Here is a 22,846-nt window from a genome sequence, read left to right as displayed (position 1 = left end):
CAGGTTGGAAAGAGGCACATGGGACCGATCTATACATTCGATGACATCATCGACATGCTGCGCCGTCGCGCGGGCGTGATCATTTTGATTACACTCGTGGGCTGCATCGCTTCGGTATTTTGGGCGCTGTCGATCGCCCATGTTTACCAATCCTCCGAGGTTATACAGATCGAGCAGCCCAAGATTGCCAACGATCTTGCCCCGTCCACTGTCGAAGGGTCTTCGGCCCGGCGTCTGCAGTTGATTGAGCAGCAGTTGATGGCGCGGGGAACGCTCATCGATATCATTCAACGCTTTGATCTCTACGATAATATGACTGAACTGCGGACTTCTGAAAAAGTTGATCTGCTGCGCCGATCTGTCACCATCACCGGGGTCGCAGCTCCGCGTGAAGGCTATGCTGATGACGGCACCATCTCTGTCATGACCTTCACCGCCGAGATGGACAACCCAGCCGACGCGCAGGCCGTTGCGCGTGAGTTTGCCGACCGAACCCGCCAGATGTCCGCAGCGCAGCGCCAAAGCCAGACCCTTGAGACGTTGGAGTTTTTCCAGCGCCAGGAACAAAATCTAATCCGCGACATCTCAGCACTAGAGGCTGAATTGGCCGATTACCGCGCCGAGAATGACCTTTCCCTCGCCGGCAGTCTCGAATTTCGCCGCGGAGAGATCAGCAGTCTGAATGACGCCATCCTTGAACTTGACCGCGAAATCATTGCCACACGACTGGCCCGCGACCGGGTGAACCCCGATGCCCGCGCGGCCACCATCGCGCGCGAGCAAGAAGAGTTGAACGCGACACTCGAAAGCCTCTCGACACAGCGTGATCTGCTACAAGAACAACGCGAAATACTGACGACGAGCCTGCAAACCTCACCCGAGGTCGAGCAGGAGCTGGCCCGGTTTGAACGCCGCATGAGCCAGTTGCAGGACCAGCTTGAGGTGATCACCGCTCGGCGCAACGAGGCGGAGGTGGGGTTCTCACTTGAATCCGATCAACGCGGTGAGAAACTGATAACGCTTGAGCAGGCCGAACTGCCAGATTATCCGGTATCGCTCAGCCGGAAAAAGCGTGCAGCCGTTGGCGGCATGGGCAGTTTCATGCTGGCACTGATCGTCGCCTTTTTGCTGGAACTGCGCCGCCCGATCATTCGCTCTGCGCGGCAGATGACCCGCGAAACCGGGCTGGTGCCCGTTGTGTCGATCCCAGACCTTAGCCCGCAAGAAAAGCGCCGGACGCTCGGCAAGGTTTGGCAACAGCGTTTGAACGCTGGCAAACAGGGTCGCGCGGCACGTATGGCGCGCAAGCAAAGGGGCTGAGTGGCCTCTCAGAACGTGGCGCTTAGACCCAGCACCCGATCCCAGTGCAGCCAAAGCGCCAGCGCACCAAACGCCAGCGCCAGCACAGCGAGAGTCATATCATGGCGCGCGTCCCAAACCCCATGTGCCCGTGCCAGCCAGATCAGCGCCAGATGCGACAGCAGCATCCCTACCCCCATCCCGATCAGCGCCCCGGGCAGCCCTGCATAAATCACGCCACCCAACAGCATTCCGATCTGCAGACTGGCCCGTAATGCTGAAGAGATGAAGAAACGCCGCGAATCCCCTGCTGCCAATGCTGCCTGATCATAGGTCATCCCAATGACCTGCGGCATCAATGCCAGCGCCAGCATCACTAAAATCGCCCCGCTTTGCAGATAGCGTGAGTCGTAAAGCACCGATACCAGCCATGGTCCCGCCAGCGCCATCACCACCAACAGCGCCAGCAATCCACCACTCAGCCCATAGCGCATGCGCCGCAGTTTGGGGTAATCGCCACTGTTCGCTTCGCGGTAGATGGGGATCATCACCCGCCCGGTGACATTCTGCCCCAACAGCAGTGGAAAACTGGCGAGGAAATAGCCGATGTTGTAGATCCCCAATCCTTCGAGCGAGAGGAACTTGCCCAAGATGGCCCTGTCGCCTTGGCTGGCGAAGAACCAAAACATCGTCGACAAAAAGATCCATTTGCCAAAACTCACCAGCTCCTGCACTGCAGGTCGCTCCAACCGAAAACGGTTGCCCGGGCCTGGCAGGAACGCATGGGTCAGGGCCAGCTTTGCCAGCGCCCCCACCACAGCGCCGACCACCAGGGTCGCCACAGACTGGTAGAGCAATGCGCCGATAATCATCACCACAATGCCAATCACCTGCGATGTCAGGTCCAGCAGCGTCAGAGGCCCCATCTGCAAATGCCGATGCGCGGTTTCGATCCGGGTGGGGTTGAAGCCAGAGATCACAAGCGTCAGCGCCGCAATGGGCAGGTAGGTGAGCAGCAAAGGCTCGTTGTAAAACCCCGCTATCGGCCCTGCCAGCGCACAAGCTGCCAGCCACAAGCCGAGCCCCCGGATCGTTTGGATCGTCCATGCGGTATCTAGAAAGTCGCGGTCGTCGCCACGTTTGCTTTGGGCGATCGAGGGTGCGATCCCTACGTCAGAAAACAGCGTTAATCCGACAATCACCACCTGTATCAGCGCCATTAGGCCAAATGCCTCGGGAAACAGCAACCGCGTCAGGATCAAGTTCGAGGCCAGCCGGACGGCCTGAGCACCACCATAGCCCAGCACGATCCATGAGGTTGAGCGCAGCGCACGTGCCATCAGGCGGTTGTCCGTTACCGCTTGGGAAACCTTTGAAAACACTAGATACTGCGCCTCTGACTATTCCTCGCGAGAGACTAAAGCCTTGCCTGCTCTTGTGCCAGTGGCAAGCGGGCGGGTAACAAGGTTTATCGCCCCCAATCCAAGGCCTGCCCCCCGTGAAGATTGCCTATATTCTCAACACCTATCCGCAGCCTTCGCATTCTTTCATCCGGCGCGAAATCACGGCATTGGAGGCGGCGGGTCACGAGGTCTTTCGCTTTGCCATGCGCGCGCCAGACGTTGCGCTGGTCGATGCTCAGGACAAGGCCGAAGAGGCGCGGACCCACTATGTCTTGGCCGCCGGAGGGGGTGCACTCAGCGCTGCCATCCTGCGCGTTCTGCTGCGATCGCCTATGCGTTTCGGCAAAGCGCTTGGGCACGTCTGGAACGCCGCGCGCCGGGCGGAAACGGGCCTTTTCCGGCATCTGATTTATCTGGCCGAGGCTTGTTACCTGCGCGCGCAGTTAGATAACAGCGGCGTCCAACACCTGCATGCGCATTTTGGGACAAATGCCACCATGGTCGCCATGCTCTGCCATATTCTGGGCGGCCCGCGGTATAGTTTCACCACCCACGGGCCTGAGGAATTCGACAGTCCTCGCGCGCTCTCTCTCGATGCAAAAGTCCGTTATTCCGGTTTCGCCGTGGCAATCAGTCAATTCGGTCGCAGCCAGCTTTGCCGATGGGCCGATCCTGCGGATTGGAAGCGCATCAAGGTCGTCCATTGTGGTATTGAGCCCGCCAAATTCCCCGCCCCCACGCCCTTGCCCGATGGCCCACGGCGCTTGGTCTCTATCGGTCGTTTCGTAGAGCAGAAGGGTCAGCTCGCGGTGATTAACGCCATGGCGCTGTTGCGTGACAGCCACCCTGATCTACGACTTACGCTCATCGGTGACGGGGAACTGCGCGGCGAGATAGAGGCTGAGATTGCCCGGCACGGCCTTCAAGACCGTATCACCCTGACCGGTTGGCTTGACGAGGCCCAAGTCACCTCCGAACTCGCCGCCGCCCATGGGCTTGTGATGCCTAGTTTTGCCGAAGGCTTGCCCATGGTGGTGATGGAGGCCATGGCCGCCGCCCGCCCGGTGATCGCCACCTATATCGCTGGCACACCTGAGTTGGTGCAGCCCGGCCAAACCGGATGGCTGGTGCCAGCAGGCGATGTGTCAGCCTTGGCCGAAGCGATGGCCGCGTTGCATGATGCCCCCTTAGCAGCACTAGAAGAGATGGGGACGAAAGCCCGGACACGGGTATTCGCGCGCCATGATGTTAGCCTTGAGGCTGCAAAATTGGCTGAATTGATGGCAAATCCCGCCCGCTAACGCCCCCGCACCCAGCGGTTTGAACTGCGAAAGACCGGAGCGTGGATCGCCAAACGCACAGCAAGAAAGACCAGCGCGCCCAGTGGATCCGCCACTGCCCGCCGCCAGAAGGGGCGCATCTGATCGTGGCTATCGTCGTTTCGCATCAGATCGGGGAAAAGTTGCGTAACCTCGGCCACTCCAACGTCCTGCCGCCGGCGGACCCGCACCAGCGGGACATATCCTTCGATCATCGGCCAGTCGTAGGTGGCCGGCACGGCGATACGCTCATCCGGGGTAAAGTTTAACCGCGCGAAAGTGTCATCCGAGATGATATCCGGCCAATCGCCCCAACGCGCCCGTCCCGCACGGTTCATGGCAAAGATGCCGAACCCCGGCACACCGTGGGTCATAAACGCCGTGGTCTGCCAAAACCGCGTGTAATGGCGCGTCACCCAATTGCCTGATGTCGTCACCTTTGGCAGCCCGCTGGCATAGCGCGGCGCGTCCTTGCCCAATGCCTCGGCCAATTGGCGCAGCAAGGGTGGTGAGACCCGCACATCTGCATCGAGATAGACCAAGACTTCGCCCCCTGCCGCCCCCTCGCCCGCGTTCCACGCGCCAAGCTTGCTGCCTTGGGTCAATTCAATCACGTTCAACACCCAGCCCCGCGCTTCGAAATCGAGCGTCGATTTGGCTGCGATCTCGGCGGTATTGTCGGAACATCCATTGGCTATGACGATCACTTCAACCGGCCCCGCGACCGGCTCAGACGCGCAGAGCGCGCTCAGGCAAGCGGGCAGCCAATCGGCCTCGTTATGGGCAGGGATCAATACGCTAACCCCTTTGATGGCGCCCGAAGTTACTGCCATGCGGTCAAAGCTTCCCATCGCGGGTTGTCGTCCGCCAAATAGCGCAGGGCGCCCCACGAGCCCCACTTTGTCGGCGCATAGACATCCGAGTAATGTGTGAACAATTGACCGCCCACAGCCTCCCAGCCCGCCAACAGGTCATCGTAAAGTGCGCCCATCTCGGGTGAGTAATTGAAATGGTGAAAGAAGCCGGTGAGCGCCTCATCATTCACCTGTGCCCCAAGGCCGACCACATGGCTGCCCCCCTCATACATCACCAAATCAAGATCATGCGCGCGCGCCACCGCAGCGTGATAGGGCCAAGCACTGCCGATAAGATCGGCCAACGTGTCATTCTCAAGCCCACTGGCGCCGCCGTTGCGCAAGTCTTGCTCCGCGAGGGCCGAGGCCGCGTCGTAGCGGTGCGTCTGGATGTAGTCCTGCAGATCAGCGCCGGTTAAACCCTGCGCCTCTCCCTCCGCGCGGGCGGTGGCGAGACTGTCGGAAAGCCAGCCACTCACCATATCGGCATTATCTTCCAACCCAAGCACTCCTCCGAAATACCCGGTGATTGCATAGGCATCAAAAGCGGTGGCGGGCGCGCTGTTTCCGCCCTGTTCGGCGACATAAAGTGGTGCTTCTAAGGCTTCCCGCTCTAACCCCAGCCACCCGGTTTGGCTGGCGATCACGTTGCACAACCGGGTGGCTGCGTTACCACCGAATACACCGGTCCAGATGCGGGCGACCTCGGCCGCGCGCAGGCCGTAGAACTGCATGCCTTTGTCAGCCTCGCCCCAGCGGGCCTGCGCCATCTCGTCAGCCCAGCGGGTCTGTGCGAACTGCCAGTTCCAGACTTCATTGGAAAATTCCACATAAGCCTTACGCTCCGCATCCAGCGCCTCTTCAACATAAGTGGCAAAGTTGGTAACATAGGCATCTTCCGCCAGATGCGGCATGTTAAACCACGGGTCGATCTCTAGTTCATTGGCCAGCGCCACCATGACCTCTACCGGGACGCCGCGGAGGGCATAGGTCACATCTTCGACGCGCGGGCGGTCCTCCCAACTGGCAATAGGGCTGTCATTGGTGCCCATCCAATCCATGAAGCGCAGCACCGTCATCCCCGCCAGATGTTGCGCCCAATCTGGGTTGAACCGCGCGCCCGCATCAAAGTCGGCAGCCCGATCTTCGCGCACAACGGTGATAGCGTGGGGCGGGTCGCTGCGGTGCATCCGTTGGATGCGAATGTCGACACTGCCCGGCCCCGGTGCGTAATCAAACCGCACCTCATTCGTACCGTAGCGCACATTGGTGGCCCGGCCTGTAACCTCGATCACGCCCTGCCCTTGATAGCGCAGCAGATAGCGCCCTTTTAACGAGGTGGCCTGTTGCGGCATGTCGGTCAGGATCAGCGTGCCGATGCTTCCCAACGCGCGCGGCATTTTCACGGGCCAGCCTGCGGCATCAAGATAGCCGCCCTCGACCAGTTGCGCGTATTCCATACCGCCGAAACGTCCAGCGACATGGCCAATCCAAGGGCGCGACGTTTTCATCAGATCGAGGAATGGCGCCTGCGTGCTCCAATCGGAAATAGCGGCAAGGCCGATGCCCATATCGCGCGTGCCTTCGACCGCGCCCTCGGGCGCGAAGATTTCAAAGGGGGCAACCGAAACGGGTGTAATTGCCACCTGCGGCTCATTGCTCACCGCCGCGCGCTCAGCCGTGGCAGGCGGACCGGTGGAGGTGATCGGCGCGGTTTGGGCGTTATCTGCGGCAGCAGGGCGCGTCGCGGGAGGGACCGGCACCACGGCGCTGCCCTGATAGGCGCGCACCGCATCCCAAGCCACGCGCTGAAGCTCGCGCGCCAGATCAGGGGACGGCGTGTCAAAGGCGTTTCCCCAACGATCATTGAAATCGGTCGGCATTCCAACTGGGTCTTTGCCCGTCAGCGTGGCGTATTGCACCATGGCCACAAAGTAGTGGCCCAGATCGTTCAGGTGAATATCGTCAGCAAAAAGCGCGTTGATCTCTGTGAGTTCGGGCACGCGCTCTGCGGCGATCTCATCATAGAGCCGCCCCATCGCTTGCCCCGCGGGTATCACCTCAATCGTGGCACTGTCCGAGCTGCGTCCGTCGCTAACCGCCGCAGCGATCCCTTCCCATGCGGGCAGGTCGCTGTCCAACCGTTCACGCCAAGGGATATGGGCATTGTCATCATTGGCCACTGCTGCGCTGGTACCGCTTTTCAGCGAATGCCACGTCTCTTGCAGATAGACCTTCACCGTCGGATTGGCGGCGGCGGCGAGGCCAAAGAACGCCTGCGCATAGACTTCGGTATCTGACCATCGGGTGTGGTTGGCCAGCGGTATCGCCTCGGTCAGGATTAGATGGGTGGTTTTACCCTCGGGCAGCATATCGCGGGCGTCGACGCCCTCCGCACTGTCCGATTCCTGCCAATTGTAGCGCAGCGGTGCCCCGTTAATGATCTGCGCGCGCACCTCTCCTTGCCCCAGCCCGGCGCGCAGCGCCTCTTGCAACATGTCCGGCCCATCAGCGGCAAAAAGACTGTGACCCACCATCAGAACCGAAAACAGCCCGCCCAAACCGCTCATGCTGCGACCCCGCTTTCGGGGTGGGCGCGGACCACGTCCCAGACCACGCGCTGCATCAGTCGGGCAGCCTCTGCGCTTGGGGTCTCAGCCGGACTGCCGTCGGCGCGGTTCAATTGATGTGGCAGGCCCGCAGGATCGCGGTGATAAAGCGTCGCATAATGGGTCAGCGCCACGAGATAGGCCCCCTGATCGTTGAAGTGGATCGTATCGGGACGGCCAGTGTCATCGCGGGTGAACAGATCATGCAGACTGATGATGCCGCCCACTCCCCCAATCTCTTCGACTGCGCGGACAAAGGCCGCCATGGCCTGACCGGCGGGGATTAGATGTATCGGCGCCTCAGACTGCTGCAACGCGGGGTAAAGCACCTGCCGTCGCCAGTATTTATCGATGTCGCGGTCGATGCGGTTCAGCCAACCGTTGGCATCATCCGTGTGGTGCCATGTTTCATAGAGGTAGACACGGGTGTCGGGCCGTGTCTCTCGCGCCAGAGTGGCCCAGCGGGCAAGGTAGTCGGCGCTGTTGTGGTATCGAATGGCATCGGCAATTTCTACCATCTCGGTCAGCACCACGGCGTCATACGCGTCTGAGCTGATGGCCGGACGTGCCGGACGGTGCCGTGCGTGATCGTTAGCGCGTTCGAACCCATTCACCGGCACCTCCGGCTCCCAATGGTCGCGCAAGGAAGTGCCCCAGCCGGTCTGGCTGTGGTAAACGTGACCCGCCCCGACCATCTGCGCCAGCATTGCGGGCATATCATGCCCCACCAGCGAGTGCCCCAAGTGGTAGACCTGCATCGGCCCCGGCGGCGGGGTCAGCGGCGTGGCATAGAGTTCATCTGCGCGGTTTTGCAACTGCGCCCGGCGAAAGACCCAAGTCCCACCGCCGAGGCTGGCAAGGGCGGCTCCGCCTAGAAGGAGGCGGCGTGAGAGTGCGACCATGGGATCAAGCTCCTTTGCGATCAATCTGCCCAATCGCCACCGCGCTGACAAGGTGGCCCGCCACGGAAACGATCCGCCCCGGCAGCTTATCGCCGCGCCTAAAGCATTCGGTGTCTTGGGTAAATTGCGCGTCAAAGGCAGAGCTATCTGCGCGGAGCGTGACATCAAGCCGATCAAAACCGAACAGCGTTCGCGTGAGCGGGTATTGCGCCTTATAGGCGGCTTCCTTGGCACAAAAGATGCGCATGGCGGCGGAGAGGTGACCCGCTTTTTGCAGCCGGGCGATCTCACTCTGGCTACAGATTTCGTCTAGTAAATCGCCGGGCAGCGGCCTGTCTTCTTCTATATCAACCCCAAGGGAGCGCGCGTTACTGTCCCGCACGAGCACGGCAATACACCAGTCCGCGCAATGGCTGATAGAGCCGGTCAGACCCAGCGGCCAGATCGGCGCGCGGTCGGACGTGGCGAGCACCGGTTTGGGCGCATGGCCGAGTTGGCGCATCGCCTCGCGCGCAGCACTGCGCCCCGCGGTGAACTCAGCGATCCGTACGGGCCGCGCGCGAGCGATCAGGGCGGCCTCGTCGGCAAACAAAGGGGGATGGACCGCGTCAGGCCGGGTCACTGCGACGGCGACAGGCAGGTCGAACACCCCCCGTACCGCCGCCGCAATCTCGGCCCCTTGCGTCATTCTAGCTTTGCCCGCGTCCACGGCCCGCGCGCATCATCCGACGTTTCGACATGGTTTCAGACCGTGCAGGTGTATCGACGATCGGGGGGGCTACGACTGGCGCGGAGGTCTTGCCACCTGCCCCGTCGATATGCGCCGCCAATCCCGCAAGGGTCGGGAAACGGAAGATATCAGTGATCGCCAAAGTATTGAGGTTCAGCGCCTCTTTAATGTCGCGATGCGCCTGCACCGCCAGCAGCGAATGACCGCCCAGCGCAAAGAAGTTATCCGTCCCGCGAATGTCCCCGATGCCTAGAAGCGCGCCCCAAACCTGTGCAATCGCAGCTTGGCTGCCATCAGAAGGGGGAGCCTCCTGTGCATTTGCTGCACGTTCCGCGCGACGATTGGTAGGCGCAGGCAAGGCTTTTCGATCTATTTTCTTGTTGGGTGTCAACGGCATGGCGGGCAATGACACGATCACATGCGGCACCATGATATCGGGCAAATGTGCAGCCAGTTGCCGCCTTGCGCCGTCACTATCGACAGGGGTGTCTGCCACGACATAGCCAACCAAACGCGCCCCGCTGTGTCCAGCATCGTCGCGCAACACGGCCACGGCCTGTCGAACGCCCGGCAGGTCGCTTAACCGCGCCTCAACCTCACCCAACTCAATCCGGTGGCCTCTGATTTTGACCTGTGCATCGGCGCGGCCCTCAAAATGCAGCAGCCCGTCCGCGTCCATCTGCACCAGATCACCTGTGCCATAAAGGCGGCCCGTACCGATGAAAGGATCATCGATGAACCGCTCCGCCGTCAATTCCGCGCGCTTCCAATAGCCTCGGGTCACACCGTCCCCGCCGATCCAAAGCTCTCCCGCTGCGCCGATTGGCAATCGCTGGTGGGCAGCATCAAGGACATGGACCTGCGTATTGGCAATCGGCGTGCCAATGGGGGCGGTGGTGGCCTCTGCGTTTTGCAGCACATGGGTCGTCGACCAGATTGTCGTTTCGGTCGGGCCGTACATGTTTTGGATTTGCGCCTGCGTCGCCTCGCGCAGTTCGCGTGACAGGCGACCGGGCAGCGCTTCGCCCCCGATCATCAGTGATTTAACCCGCGCCAGCGCACCTCGGGCCTCGTCATTCGTCACCATCATCTGCGCCATCGATGGTGTGCATTGCAGATGGGTCACGCCATGGCGGATAATCTGCGCGGCGATGGAGTGGTCGTTCTCTGCCGGTGCCCCGCCCGCATTGGCGCGGCGCAGCACGTCGGCCAAAGGCTTTAACCCCGCCATCACCTTGTCGGTGGCAATGCCGTAGTCGATCAGGCAAGCGATCTCATCCACGCCGATCCGTTTGAGCTGCTCGGCCCGGACAAGGCCATCATCCACGGTGCCGAACATGCCGCTGTCGTTAAAATAGCGCTGGAAAGCGAACTCAAGGATCGCGTCCATTTCCTCAGCCGAGAGCCCCTCAAGGTCGATCTCAAATGGGTTGGTCGTGCCTGCCGGCTTCTTGAAGGCCGGAAAGGCCCAAGCGTATTGCTTGATCAGCCCCGCCGCCGAACGCAGGTAGTCTTTCATCGGTTCGCGGGCGACCTCTTCGGCCTCTGCACGGGTCGCGGCCAGATAGCTGTGCAGCATTACCGTGACCTTGTGATCCGCCGGATCATGGCCCGCACCTTGCAAGGCGTCGTGGTAGATTTTGATCTTGTCCGCGACCTCTTCAACCGATTGGCCCAGTAGGTGCGTCAGTACATTAGCCCCAATCTCCCCCGCTTCTTTCCACGTCTGCGGATTGCCGGCTGTGGTGACCCAAATGGGCAGGACCTTGGACACGGGGCGCGGCTGTGTGACCACCGCATGGGGCGTGCCATCGGCACGAGGGAACTCCACCGCCTCCCCGGCCCAGAGCTTGCGCAGCTGGTCGATCGCGTCATACATCGCGGGCTTGTTCTGCGGCGGCGTATTTTCGGGGCGCAGGACGAAATCATCAGGCTGCCAGCCGCTTGCGATGGCCAAGCCGATCCGCCCATTGGTCAGATTGTCGATCACCGCCCATTCTTCCGCGATCCGCGCGGGATGGTGCAGCGGGGCCACGCAAGACCCTGCCCGCACATCAAGGTTATGCGTCACCGCAGCCACAGCCGCACCGGTGACGGATGGGTTGGGATAGGGGCCGCCAAAGGCATGGAAGTGCCGCTCCGGCGTCCAAACGGCGTTGAACCCATTTGCATCGGCGAATTTCGCCCCTTCAAGCAGCAGTTCGTATTTCTTGGGGCCGACGCCATCGTCGTTACCCCAATAGAACAGGTTGAAGTCAATTTTGCGGTCGCTCGTCGCAATCGGCCCATTCGACATCAGCGCCCGGCTGTCATCGCCCGCGAGCACCAGTTTGAAACCACGCGAAAGGGTCCAAAAAAGCTCTAACACCGAAATGTCAAAGCTCAGGCTCGTCACGGCCAGCCAGACTGCACCGGCTTCATGGTCAATTCGGTCGTCCATTCCGGCAAAGAAGTTCGCCACATTGCCGTGGCTGACCATCACACCTTTGGGCGTCCCGGTAGAGCCGGAGGTGTAGATCAAATAAGCAAGATCGTCCGGCCCTACCACAGCGGTAGGGTTTGTGTCGGATGCACTGGCAAGGCGCGGGTCGCGGTCAATCTCGATCACCTGCGCGCTGTGCTGCGGAAGACCGGCCGCGAGGTCCGATTGCGTCACCACGACCGACGCGCCACTGTCCGAAAGATAATGCGCCAAACGATCCGCCGGATAGGCCGGGTCAAGCGGAACATAACCCGCACCGGCTTTCAAAATCCCAAGCGCGCCAACCAAAAGGTCCACCCCGCGCGCTGTGCAAAGCGCCACGGGCGTCCCCGGTCCGGCACCCATCTCACGTAGCACATGCGCCAATTGGTTCGCGCGTGCATTGAGTGTGGCATAGCTCAGCGTTTCACCTTCAAACACCAGCGCAGGCGCCTCCGGGGTCCGGCTTACCTGAGCCTCGAAAGCGGCGGGAATCGTAAGGGGATCATAGCTGCGCGCGGTTGCGTTCACGCGGTCCAGCAGGTCTGCTTCAACCTTTGGCAGCGCCCAAACGGTGGCACAATCAGAGGCATCTGCGACCTCGGCAAAGGCGGCCTCCAAACGCGCCGCCAGCAGATTGATCGCGTCATCGGTAAGCCGTGTCCTGTCAGCAAGCAGCGTGGCGCCCTCAGGGCTGAGGCACAGTGTAAGCGCCGCACCGGAAAGGGGCTCACCGTCAAAGGACAGGGCGAAATCAGGGGTGTTCAAGACGCCGATGGCCGGATCGCGCAACGGCAAGTCGACGGCAAATCCTGTGGCATTCCGCGCACGGGCAAGCTGAGGTTCCAACTGCGCGCATAGATCGGCAATCGAAGTGCCCGCCTCTGCCGCAATGCTCATGGGCAGCCAATCGGCCAGCAGTGCTGCGGTTTTTGTACCGTGACGCAGCGCAATGCCGCCTTCGCTCAGTCCAGCGCTGCGGAGAGCCACCAATGCCGCTGCGGCGGTTTGCAGCGGTAGGCCGAGGCCTTGTGACAGGGCGATCTCATGCCGGGCCAATGTGGCGACTGTTTCCGGTGCGGTGGCCAGCGGGACCGGCAGCGCTTGAAACCCCGTCAACGCGCGTTGCCAGTGCGGCTCTTCGCCCGGCGCGGGGGGCGTGTTTGCCGCATGGACCAAGCGATCACCTGGGGCAAAAATGTCGGAAAGATCAACATTTTGCCCCGCAAGATTGCGCACGCTGTGGAGGGCCAGATGCATGTCCCCCGTGGCCACGACCATGCGTGCGGAGCTGACCTCTGCCACTTCGCCGGGGGTGCCGCCTGTTGTCTCCAAGACCTCCGCACGGGAAACGACAAATAGCTGCCCCGCAGCGCTGATGATCTTCGCCGTGGTCAGCGGGTTCCAATACTCCCCAAAGTCCAGCCCGCGAACCAATGCGCTAATTTCCTCGGCGCGCTTGGTAAAGTCGATGACCCCACCATTCTCAGGCCGCTTGTCCTTTGCATAATAGCTACGCCTGCTCTGGTCTTGGATGCTGCTTTTCAAAGTGCCGCTTTCCAACTGGGCAAGCACCTCGCCAAAACTTTCCATCCCGGCGGCGTAGCATTTGGAGTTGAGACTAAATGCCGTCTCGTCCTTTGCAATATCAACCATGCGCTGCACCAGCAGGTTGCCTGTATCAACGCCCGTCTCAATCAGGTGCCAACTCACCCCGTGGCGCACTTCCTCATTGATAATCGCCCATGCAGGGGTATTCAGCCCCGCATAGCGCGGCAGCGGCCCGTCATGAAAGTTGATTGCGCCCTGTGATGGTAGCGCCAGAACCGCCTCCGGGATCAGCCGAAGGTTGGCGATGCTCAAAAACCAATCAGCAGCCACGCGCGTTTGCAATAAGTCTTCTGCATCACGAAACAGCACCAGCCCCAGCCTTTGGGCCCAGTCGCGCACCGTGTCGTCCCGGCTGATGACGGCGGCAATCTGATGCCCGCCCGCCAGCAGCATGTCACCGCAGGCGATGGTCAGGGATTCGTCGCCCATCAGCAGGGCTGAAAACGGATTGGCGCTGAAGCTGGCGGTCATGATCGGTCCTCCGCAACGGGGCGACTGTTGAGGTCTTTGGCTGTGAGAGCCGAACGTCTGGCAGTGAGCGCGTGCTCAGCAAGGTCACGGTAAAAGCGCCCCTCATCTTCGGGACTGCGCCCTGTCACCAGACATCGCAGATGGTGCAGCCCGCCCCCAGCGAGCCGCGCCAACAGGGCAAGCGTCGCATAGGTTTTGCCGTGGTTCTTGGTAAAATAGCGACGCCGGCTATCAAACCAATAGCGCGGTGTGCGCTGTGCTTCTTTCAGACCCGTTGAGACTGAGCCGATGTGAATGCAGCGCGCCTGGGGCACAAACCAACACTCCCAACCTGCCCGCACGGCGCGCAGGCAAAGGTCGGTTTCCTCATAGTATAGGAAATACTCTTCATCAAAGAGACCGATCTCTGCCAACATCTCCCAACGCATCATGACGCTGGCCCCAGCAACCCAGTCGACAGGCGCGGCCACTTTCGGCAACGGGGGGGCCACCACGGAGGATGACAGCAACCGCGTTATGGGGCCAAACCGAACGGCCCCCTCGAATTCTCCAGCAACAGAAGGAAAACGGAAAGCGGTGGAATGAGGCAGATCATCCTCACCGCGCACATGGCTTCCGGCCAATCCCGCGCGAGGATGTTTTTGCAGGTGATCCATCAAACCCGCGATACAGCCCGGATCAAGGAATGCGTCAGAGTTCACCACATGCACGAAATCAGGCGTTGACCCATCCGACATGCCAGCGCGCATGGCTATGTTGTTGCCCGCACCGAAACCGCCGTTACTTGGGGCCGAGATCAACCGCACCCGGTTGCCCGCATCCCATCCGCGCGCTGCAATCGCCTGCGCCAGCAGCGCATCCGAGCCGTCGCCGCTGGCATTGTCGACGATCACCAATTCGGCGTTTTCTTTCGGCATATCCGCCAAAGCAGTCTCGGCCGCGCGCAGGGTCATATCTGCGGTGCGGTAGTTGAGGATGACAACCAACAGTCGGGAAGGCTGCTGCATTATTCTGCCGCCGTTGCTTGGCGCTGATTGCTGTCGACTTCAGCGGGCAAGGCCGCCGCGATCACTTCGGACAGCTCCTGCGCTAATACCGTCACATTGGGCGTCAACACCATGCTGACATGGTCACCTGGCACTTCGATCACTTGCAGACGGGGGGCGTATTGACGCCATTGATTGTCTTCAAAAACATATTCCTTTTCGGCGCTTACGTGATTGCCGTTTGACACCGCCCAATGGTGGTCCAGCGGTGGGCGGAACAGCGTCAGCGGTCCATCCCAATTTGGCGTTTGATAGTGCCCTACGGCGCGCAGGAACGCCGCCTGAATGCGCAGGCTATTGAAGGAAGTACCCCCATCCCCACCCCCATCGACATCGGCACCCGCATCCGAGGCCGGGCGGCGGCGCTCGCGTTCCCACGCCCAGCGGTTGCGCGCCCATTCCAGCAGATATGCAGGCCCATTATCGCGAAGCTCTGCCAATTTGATATGCGCTTTGTCAATTTTCGTCAGCGCCGGGCGCACCGGCAACGGCGTGTCGATCAGTGCCAAAACGGCCACCTCCTGCCCTGCGGATTTCAACTGTTGGGCCATTTCATAGGCCGTGATGCCGCCCCCGGAATAGCCCGCTAACAGGTAGGGCCCTTCGGGCTGAAGAACACGAATTTCAGCGATGTAGTCCGCAGCAGCGGTTTGCACGTCCTCATGCGGAGGGTCCTCGCCGATCAATCCACGGGCCTGCACTCCAAAGACCGGGCGTTCGTTGCTGAAGGGTAAGGCAAGATGGCGCAGGTTCAACACGTTGCCGAACATGCCTGCAATGATAAACAGCGGCGTCGTCTCGGCGCGTGATTGGTTCAACGGCACAAGGTAGTTAAAGCGCTGTTGCGGGGCAGAGGGTGCGACGTCTTCAGCGTCCGTCTGTAAGAGATCGCCACGCTCTGCCGCGATGAGTGCTGCGCATTTTGCAATCGTGGGCGCCTCAAACAAAACAGAGATCGGGAACTCGACCTTGAATGCGCGTTTCACGGCGGCAAAGAGCCGCACAGCGATCAGCGAATGCCCCCCAAGGTCAAAGAAACTATCCTCCATCCCCACCGGGCTGATGCCCAAAAGGTTGGACCAGATGTCAGCCAACTTTTCTTCGATCATGTTACGGGGTGCCACGAATGTGCCATCAAGATCGGGCCGCTCAAAGCTCTGCCCCTGCGGGGCGGCCTCGGTCACTGGAGCGTCAGCTTGGGCGATTAATGTCTGCAACGGGAGCGAGGAAATCATCACCTGCGGCACGTCCAGCGCCAGCGCGCGGCGCAGGGCCTCCGGCCCTTCTTCTGCGCGGATACCTTGGCGTACTATACGGGCCAACCGTTCTTCCGCCGGGCTGAGCGACGGTGCGCTATCGCCCCCTTCAAAGATCACCTCACGCGCGTCAGGTGGAGGGACTTCGGCAAGGGCACCTTCGAGCCGTTTCATTGCGAAATCGCGCACGTCCACAAGGATCGCCCCCTGAGCGTCAGTGATCGTCACATGGAACCGGGCAAAGCCATCTGCCGCGGCCCCTTCGGCCAGCCGCACATGAGAGCGGATGTCGGCGGGCAGCGGTGCGTGGAGCGTGATGTCGCCGTAGGACAGGGGCACCCAAAGGTGGCGGGCGGTATAGCCGGGGATCAGCGCCATTGCCCAGCCAGTGGCAATGTCCATCAGGCCGGGATGCAGCAAATACCCGTCGGCCAGATCACTTAGCGCCGCATCGGGCAAATGCAGTTCGGCCAGCCCTTCGCCCTGCCCCAATGCGGTACGTTGCAACACATGCCAACGCGGACCGAAGTTCAGATGCGGCTCCTGAATAGCAGTCAGTCGGTCGCCGGGTTCTGCCCGTGCGACGGTGGGGCAGCGGGCCGCGATGGCATCTAAGTCAAGGGTTTCGGCCTCACGCTCAGTCGGGATTAAACGCACTTGGGCGTGCAATTGCCACGCGGGCTTTCCGTTCACCACGCAGGCGCTGCGCAACTCGGCGGCAAAGCCTGTACCCTCGGGGTTTAAGGTAATCTTGATCTTGCGCGTCGCATCGTCTGCCAGTGGCATCGGGCGCAGGAAATACAGGTCTTGCAGCGAAAATCCCTGCAACCCCTGTGCCTGCGCCGCTTCGGCGAAAAGTTCGATATAGCCTGTCCCCGGCATAACCGCGCGCCCATCATGGGTGCGGTGCTGGTCAAGCAGCCAATGTGATGCCGCGATTTCGGTTGTGAACTCTGGCTCGCCGCTGTCGCCTGACCCGGCGGTGTCCAGCAATGCGGAGTTGATCCGGCGCGCAGGCAGCGCGACCGCCGCTCCGCCGCCCACCGTTTCAGCGGCCATACCAACATCGGCCCAAACGCCCCAGTTGACCGCGACCACGCGGGTCTTCGCGCCCCGTCGGGATTGGGCAAAGGCATTCAGCCACGCGTTCGCCGCCACATAATCCAATTGCCCTGCCGCGCGGGTGGCTGTGGAGGTGGAAGAGAACAGCACCAACAGCTCGACCGCGCCGTCAGGCAGCAGCTGATCCAGAACGCGCAGGCCCTGCACCTTGGGCGCCAGCACCGCCTCGATCCCCGCATCGGATTTTGCCAGCAGCGGCGCGTCATCGAGCACCCCTGCGGCATGGATCACGCCGGTCACACCGCCTTGGCGGGTGGTTAGGTCATCAATCACCCGGCGCATCTGCGCGAGGTTTGCAACATCTGCGCGGGCGACCTCAACCGCGCCGCCAGACTGCGCGGCTTGCGCCTCAAGACGCATCACCGCACGCAGACGCCGGGCCGTGGCATCGGCGGGGCCGTGGCTGGCCAGATAGTCGTCCCATTCATGGCGCAGCGGCAGGGTGCTTCGGCTGAGCAGGAAGACACGGGTGCCTTTGGTTTGTAGAATATCCGCCGCGAGGGTCAAACCAATGCCGCCGAAACCGCCTGTGATGAGGTAGCTCCCCTGGGGCTTCCAGCCCGGCAAATCCTGCGGTGGCAAAGCGGCGGCGCGATAGCCCAGCTCATACCGGCGGCCGGTACGGTGGGCGACTTGCAGATTGGCCGGGCTCGCCAAAAGCTCTTCCAACAGGTCATCGGAATCCATCACCGGCGTCGGAGCCATAGGCTTTGTGAACCAGCCAGACGGGGGCGGATCCGCTGCAACAGCAAGATCAATCTGCGTTGCCGTCAGCCCCGGCAATTCCCGCGCCATGACGCCCACGGGACCTGAGATCAGTGCCTTTTCGGGGTAAACCAGCGCCTCTTCCGCAACCTGCATCGCGCCGGTGATAAAGACATTCAGGTGCAACGGCGCGTCGCGCTCAATTTCGGCCAAGGATTGCGCAAGCCAAGTGAGGCTCCAAAACCCTTGTTCGATATTGCGGTCAAACCTGCTGGATCCGGGGCGCGGCTGAGCAGTATCATCAGTGAGCCAGAAATGTGCGATCCTGTCGGGCATCTGTTCGTCCGCCTGCAGGGCCGCGAACAGTTGGTCGTAGCCCGGGCGTCCTTGCTCGGCAGCCAGCGTGAAATTATCAGCATCGATCCGTGTAAAGGCATCCCCTGCGGCGACGAGCACAACACGGTGCCCTTCTGCTCGAAGCTGCGCGACAGCCTCTGCCCCCAACCCTGCCGTATCCGCGAAGACGAGCCAGTTCAGCGGGCCGAAAAGGTCCATATCACGCTCAGCATAACGCGGCTGCCAATGCGGTACTGCGCCCCATTTGGCGATGTCGTCCTCGCGCTGGATATGGGGCGCGGGGGTCGTTTGGGCGGCTGTTCCCGGCTCTACAAAGTACCGCGCGCGTTGGAATTGATAGGTCGGCAGCACCACCCGGTTGCGCCGCGCCTCCCCCCAAATTTGCGGCCAATCTGCCTCGACCCCGCAGGCCCAAAGCCGTCCCACCACGCTCAAGAAATAGGCATCATCGGCGATGTCTTGTTCGGTGTGGCGCAGCGAGGACATCACCTGCCCCGGTCTCACGTCTGCGTTCATCTGCGCCAAAGCCGACAGAGCCTTGCCCGGCCCGACCTCAAGGAACACTTTCGGCGCGGCAGCCGCCAGATGTGTAATACAGTCAGCAAAATTAACCGTGTTGCGAAGCTGCTGGACCCAATAGTCCGGATCGGTCGCCATCTCAGCGGTGATCAACTCTCCCGTACGGTTCGACAGAAAAGGCATCTGGGGCGCACGCAAGTCGAGTTTGGTAAGGAAGGCGCGGTAGCGATCAAGGGTTGGGTCCAGCATCCGCGAGTGGGCAGCAATGTCGATGGCGATGCGCTGGTGTTCAAGGCCCGCAGTGTCGAGACGCGTTTGCAAAGCGGCAAGCGCGTCATCCGGGCCGGAAACCGCAATCAGTTTTGGGCCGTTGACGCTAGCAATATCAAGCGCATCGCCCAAAAGCGGCTCGATCTGCTCAAGCGATGCCGAGATGCTGATCATCCCGCCTGCTGGCACCTCATCAAACAACCGCCCGCGCAGCAGCACAAGGTCGATGCAGTCCTCGAAACGCATCACCCCGGCCAAAGTGGCGGCGACGTTCTCGCCCATGGAGTGGCCCACCAAGGCGGCAGGTTTTACGCCCCAAGACAGCCAAAGCTGCGCCAGCGCGTATTCGACAATCATGATCAGCGGCAATTGGACCGACGGCTTTTTCAGCGTGATCTCCGCTTGGGCACGGTCTTCGGGTGGCAGCCAAATTGCACGGATATCATAGTCAAGTTGGGGCTCTAAGTGCTTAAGGCCACGGTCCATCCACTCGGCGAATACCGGTTCGGTCTCATAAAGATCGCGCGCCATACCTGCGTATTGCGCCCCGCCGCCGGGGAACATGAAGACGACCTCAGGGTCGGGGCCAAGGTGGTCATGGGTAAAGACGCGGCGGCTGTCGCCACTTTCCAACAAGGCCGCAGCCTCTTCGTGGGTCTCGGCCACCAAAACACGGCGCTTGTCAAACGCGCGGCGGCCCTGTTTGAGGGTGAAGGACACATCAGCCAAGGGCTGCTCGGGATGGGCGCGCAGATGGGCGGCAAGGGCAGCGCTATTGGCCTCAAGCGCGGCTTTGGAGCGGCCCGAGAGGCAGATCACATGGAAGGGAAAATCGCTTTCCTCGGATGCTGCGCGCGCGGGTGCTTCTTCAAGGATCATATGCGCGTTGGTGCCGCCGACGCCAAGCGCGTTCACCGCCGCACGGCGTGGCGTGGCGCTGGCGGGCCAGTCAAAAAGCTGGTCATTCACGCGGAAGGGCGAGCCCTCAAATGGGATCGCCGGATTTGGTGCCTCATATCCCAGTGACGGCGGGATTTGGTGATGATGCAGCGACAGCGCGGCCTTGGCCAGCCCCGCCACCCCGGCGGCGGTATCAAGATGGCCGATGTTCGTCTTGACCGAGCCGATGCGGCAAAAGTCCTGCGCCTGCGTCTCTGCCCGATAGGCCTGCGTCAGTGCTGCAACTTCGATCGGGTCGCCCAGATAGGTGCCGGTGCCGTGGCATTCGACCATGCCAATGCTCTGCGCCGCCACGCCTGCGGCATCGAGCGCGCGCGCGATGGCGGCGGTCTGACCGTCAACCGAAGGGGCCAGATAGCCCGCCTTGGCCGCCCCATCGTTGTTGACCGCCGAGCCTTTAATCACCGCCCAGATGTGATCACCATCGGCGATGGCATCCTCCAACCGCCGAAGTGCCACAGCGCCCGCGCCAGAGCCAAAGACGGTGCCCTGCGCGCGGTGGTCGAAGGCGTGGCATTCGCCATCGGGCGAGAGGATTTCGTTTTCCTTGAACTCATACCCCCTGCCCTGCGGCAATTCGATCGTCACCCCGCCCGCCAGCGCCATATCAATCTCACCCGACCGTAGCGCCTGCGCGGCATAATGGATCGCCACCAGCGAGGTTGAACACGCAGTTTGCAAGTTGATCGACGGCCCCTTGAGGTCAAATACGTGGCTGACGCGGGTCGATAGAAAATCTTTGTCATTGCCCGTATGCCGCAGCAAAAACATGCCCACGTCATCGACCAGCTCAGGGTTCGAGCAAATGTTGAAATAGAAGTAGCTGCCCATACCACAGCCCGCATAGACGCCGACCGGGCCGGAGAGGCTTTCAGGCATGTGCCCTGCCTGCTCCATCGCCTCCCACGCAACCTCAAGAAACTTGCGGTGCTGTGGATCAAGGATCGCCGCGTCCTTAGGGGAGAAGCCGAAGAACTCCGCATCGAACATGTCATAGCCAGGCATTTCGGCGGTCACGGGCACATAGTTTGGCCGGGCCATCCGCTCAGCGCTCTCACCGGCGGCGCGCAACTGGGCCTCGTCCAACCGCTTGAGCGCGCTCACCCCGTCACGTAGGTTCGCCCAATAGGCATCAATACCTTCGGCCCCCGGCACATTCACAGACATGCCGACGATTGCGATGTCATCGCGCGAGAGAGAGTGGTCCGTGCTGTTCATTGCTACACTTGTCCCATCGCCCGCTTGATCACAGTGATGGGCCTTCTGAGGTTCAATTTAGGCTTCGGCTGCATCATACAACAGCCAAATTTGTCAAAAATGAGCCGAGACCGTGCCGTTGCGGAAGTTTCCGTAAAGTTCGCCCAACACCGCAGAGAATAACGCGCGGTCTAGAACACCGTCCGCTTAGCAGGGATCATAGGGTTTGTGCTTTCACGCGATGCGCTTTGGCCCGCTCGCGCGGCAAGAAGCGTCTCTGCATGGCCAAGGATCGCCCCCGCCGTGAGCCATGTTAGTGGTGTCAGGGTCGCGTTGAGCAACATGTCCATCATGGTAATGCCAAGAATTAAAAGCAGCGGCGCAATCCAAGGGGAAAGCTCCGCATCTCCATTCCGGTAGAGATGCAAACCCATCATGAAGATCGGCAAAGCCAACAGCCCCATTTCGCACAGGTAACCGACCCATCCAAAGGATCCAAATACGATGATCCAGCGGCCATCGGGGATGGAAAGTATGTCGCCGGTGGTCGGATCTACGAAGAGGTTCCGACCCCACTCACCCCACCCAAACCACGGCTTTTCGGCAGCCCGCGACAGCAACTGCTCTTCGTTCATGAAACGATAGCTAAGCGATTGCGCCCGGTCGGCGCTGATCGCCTCGGCTTGGGCCAAAATAGCGTCCAGCGGCACCAAACCCGCGTTGCGCAACATAGGATAGATCACCGCGACAGCCGCAAAGACAACGGCCAATCGAATTTGCCAACGTGCCGGGATCAGCAGCACCACCGGCACCAACAGCAACGCATAAGCCATAGAGGCAAGGCTTTTACACAGCAGCAGAACCACCGCCAGATAGGCCGCCAACAACAGCATCTTCCAGCGGTCAAGTACCGGGGCTTGCCGCGCCAGCGCGACCGCCGACAGCAACGCAATACACATGAACAACGCCAGCCACAGGGCGTGGGGCAAAAAGACGATGGGACGGAAACCACCATTGCGCATCATTTGCTCAAATGAGTGTTGGAAAAACCCATAAATCCACGTGTTCAATTGCGGTGAGAAACGGATTTCAAACAGGGACGGCACCGAATAGATGACCCCGCCAACCGCAAAGGCCAACAGCAGCTCACGCAGCCCCTGTTCATCTGCAAGAAGTTGACGCGCCAGCAAAAACGGCACCAACATCAGTATCTGCCCAATCAAGACCGAGCCGATGTCACGGATCGACAGGCCCGGCAGGGCGTTAACGGGGAAGGTCATCGGTTCAAGCCCGCGGATCGTCTGGAACAGGATCGGATCGCCATTCGTCAGCACCGTCGGCACGACCGAAAAGACAAGTCCGATCACCAACAGCCGCGCCACGAGGGAAGCTGGCCAGAGTTGCAGTTTCTCCTGCGTGCCCAACCAGATAATTACCAGTACGCTAAGGTTTGGGATCGACACTTTATCGAGCCCCGGCACCAGCGGTAGGTTGAACTCTGCCACCGGTGGCAGAAATAAATAGCCGCCAAGGATCGACCAGATAAGCGCCCGCTGCAGCGGCAGGTTGCGAAACAGACCCAGACAGACGAAGGGCCAGATCAGCAGCATCAGATAAGCGATGGGATTTGGCATGGTGTCCTTGCGTTGCGGGGCGAGACGTGCGGAATGAAATTTACGCCCAAGGGGCGCGCTAAAAATACCATCTGGTCTGCACCCTGTCATCCCGCTAGTTTTGCGGCGAATTCACTCAGAC

At 61.1% G+C, this 22,846-nt stretch carries 11 protein-coding genes; 2 read left to right on the top strand and 9 right to left on the bottom strand.

All coding sequences use genetic code 11. The annotated features are described in order from the left end of the window. Positions 1-18: 18 nt before the first annotated feature. Complete coding sequence (locus tag DSM14862_RS05070; RefSeq protein ID WP_007119351.1) at positions 19-1,320, top strand: GumC family protein; 1,302 nt, start codon at positions 19-21, stop codon at positions 1,318-1,320. 8 nt (positions 1,321-1,328) lie between these two features. On the opposite strand, the gene DSM14862_RS05065 is transcribed toward DSM14862_RS05070, so the two are convergent. Further along, positions 1,329-2,639 (bottom strand): oligosaccharide flippase family protein, encoded by a 1,311-nt coding sequence (locus tag DSM14862_RS05065; RefSeq protein ID WP_007119350.1) that lies wholly within the window; start codon positions 2,637-2,639, stop codon positions 1,329-1,331. 158 nt (positions 2,640-2,797) lie between these two features. Between DSM14862_RS05065 and DSM14862_RS05060 the strand changes: the two genes are divergently transcribed. After that, positions 2,798-4,003: a glycosyltransferase gene (locus tag DSM14862_RS05060; RefSeq protein ID WP_007119349.1), complete on the top strand. Its 1,206-nt coding sequence runs from the start codon at positions 2,798-2,800 to the stop codon at positions 4,001-4,003. Here DSM14862_RS05060 and DSM14862_RS05055 read toward each other — a convergent pair. The 8 genes from DSM14862_RS05055 to DSM14862_RS05020 all read right to left on the bottom strand — a co-directional run bounded on the left by DSM14862_RS05055 (position 4,000) and on the right by DSM14862_RS05020 (position 22,725). Then, positions 4,000-4,854, bottom strand: coding sequence for a glycosyltransferase family 2 protein (locus DSM14862_RS05055; protein WP_040700979.1), 855 nt, complete (start codon positions 4,852-4,854; stop codon positions 4,000-4,002). The two genes, DSM14862_RS05060 and DSM14862_RS05055, sit on opposite strands and share 4 nt — an antisense overlap. After that, complete coding sequence (locus tag DSM14862_RS05050; protein ID WP_007119347.1) at positions 4,845-7,445, bottom strand: hypothetical protein; 2,601 nt, start codon at positions 7,443-7,445, stop codon at positions 4,845-4,847. Before DSM14862_RS05050 ends, DSM14862_RS05055 begins: the two co-directional genes overlap by 10 nt. Beyond that, the gene (locus DSM14862_RS05045; RefSeq protein ID WP_007119346.1) at positions 7,442-8,386 is read right to left on the bottom strand and encodes a hypothetical protein; all 945 of its coding nucleotides are present in this window, start codon (positions 8,384-8,386) and stop codon (positions 7,442-7,444) included. The genes DSM14862_RS05050 and DSM14862_RS05045 overlap by 4 nt, the downstream gene beginning before the upstream one ends. A 4-nt stretch (positions 8,387-8,390) precedes the next feature. Beyond that, positions 8,391-9,074, bottom strand: coding sequence for a 4'-phosphopantetheinyl transferase family protein (locus DSM14862_RS05040; protein ID WP_007119345.1), 684 nt, complete (start codon positions 9,072-9,074; stop codon positions 8,391-8,393). A gap of 1 nt (position 9,075) precedes the next feature. Continuing rightward, entirely contained in the window at positions 9,076-13,659 is a 4,584-nt protein-coding gene (locus DSM14862_RS05035) for a MupA/Atu3671 family FMN-dependent luciferase-like monooxygenase (RefSeq protein ID WP_007119344.1), read from the bottom strand. Next, positions 13,656-14,666, bottom strand: a complete 1,011-nt coding sequence (locus DSM14862_RS05030; RefSeq protein WP_007119343.1) for a glycosyltransferase family 2 protein — start codon at positions 14,664-14,666, stop codon at positions 13,656-13,658. Before DSM14862_RS05030 ends, DSM14862_RS05035 begins: the two co-directional genes overlap by 4 nt. Next, positions 14,666-21,112 (bottom strand): type I polyketide synthase, encoded by a 6,447-nt coding sequence (locus DSM14862_RS05025; protein WP_007119342.1) that lies wholly within the window; start codon positions 21,110-21,112, stop codon positions 14,666-14,668. Before DSM14862_RS05025 ends, DSM14862_RS05030 begins: the two co-directional genes overlap by 1 nt. 170 nt (positions 21,113-21,282) lie before the next feature. Continuing rightward, positions 21,283-22,725, bottom strand: a complete 1,443-nt coding sequence (locus DSM14862_RS05020) for a hypothetical protein (protein WP_007119341.1) — start codon at positions 22,723-22,725, stop codon at positions 21,283-21,285. Between the last annotated feature and the right edge of the window lie 121 nt (positions 22,726-22,846).

This window comes from Sulfitobacter indolifex, from assembly GCF_022788655.1.
Taxonomy (GTDB): Bacteria; Pseudomonadota; Alphaproteobacteria; order Rhodobacterales; family Rhodobacteraceae; genus Sulfitobacter; species Sulfitobacter indolifex.
The sequence above is the reverse complement of the archived record's forward strand: the minus strand, read 5'-3'. Positions and strand labels throughout refer to the sequence as shown.

Excerpts from the sequence above, each read along its gene's own strand:
- DSM14862_RS05070 (WP_007119351.1), top strand. The coding sequence starts at position 19 with ATGGGACCGATCTATACATTCGATGACATCATCGACATGCTGCGCCGT.
- DSM14862_RS05065 (WP_007119350.1), bottom strand. The coding sequence starts at position 2,639 with ATGGCACGTGCGCTGCGCTCAACCTCATGGATCGTGCTGGGCTATGGT.
- DSM14862_RS05055 (WP_040700979.1), bottom strand. The coding sequence starts at position 4,854 with ATGGCAGTAACTTCGGGCGCCATCAAAGGGGTTAGCGTATTGATCCCT.
- DSM14862_RS05050 (WP_007119347.1), bottom strand. The coding sequence starts at position 7,445 with ATGAGCGGTTTGGGCGGGCTGTTTTCGGTTCTGATGGTGGGTCACAGT.
- DSM14862_RS05045 (WP_007119346.1), bottom strand. The coding sequence starts at position 8,386 with ATGGTCGCACTCTCACGCCGCCTCCTTCTAGGCGGAGCCGCCCTTGCC.
- DSM14862_RS05040 (WP_007119345.1), bottom strand. The coding sequence starts at position 9,074 with ATGACGCAAGGGGCCGAGATTGCGGCGGCGGTACGGGGGGTGTTCGAC.
- DSM14862_RS05035 (WP_007119344.1), bottom strand. The coding sequence starts at position 13,659 with ATGACCGCCAGCTTCAGCGCCAATCCGTTTTCAGCCCTGCTGATGGGC.
- DSM14862_RS05030 (WP_007119343.1), bottom strand. The coding sequence starts at position 14,666 with ATGCAGCAGCCTTCCCGACTGTTGGTTGTCATCCTCAACTACCGCACC.
- DSM14862_RS05025 (WP_007119342.1), bottom strand. The coding sequence starts at position 21,112 with ATGAACAGCACGGACCACTCTCTCTCGCGCGATGACATCGCAATCGTC.
- DSM14862_RS05020 (WP_007119341.1), bottom strand. The coding sequence starts at position 22,725 with ATGCCAAATCCCATCGCTTATCTGATGCTGCTGATCTGGCCCTTCGTC.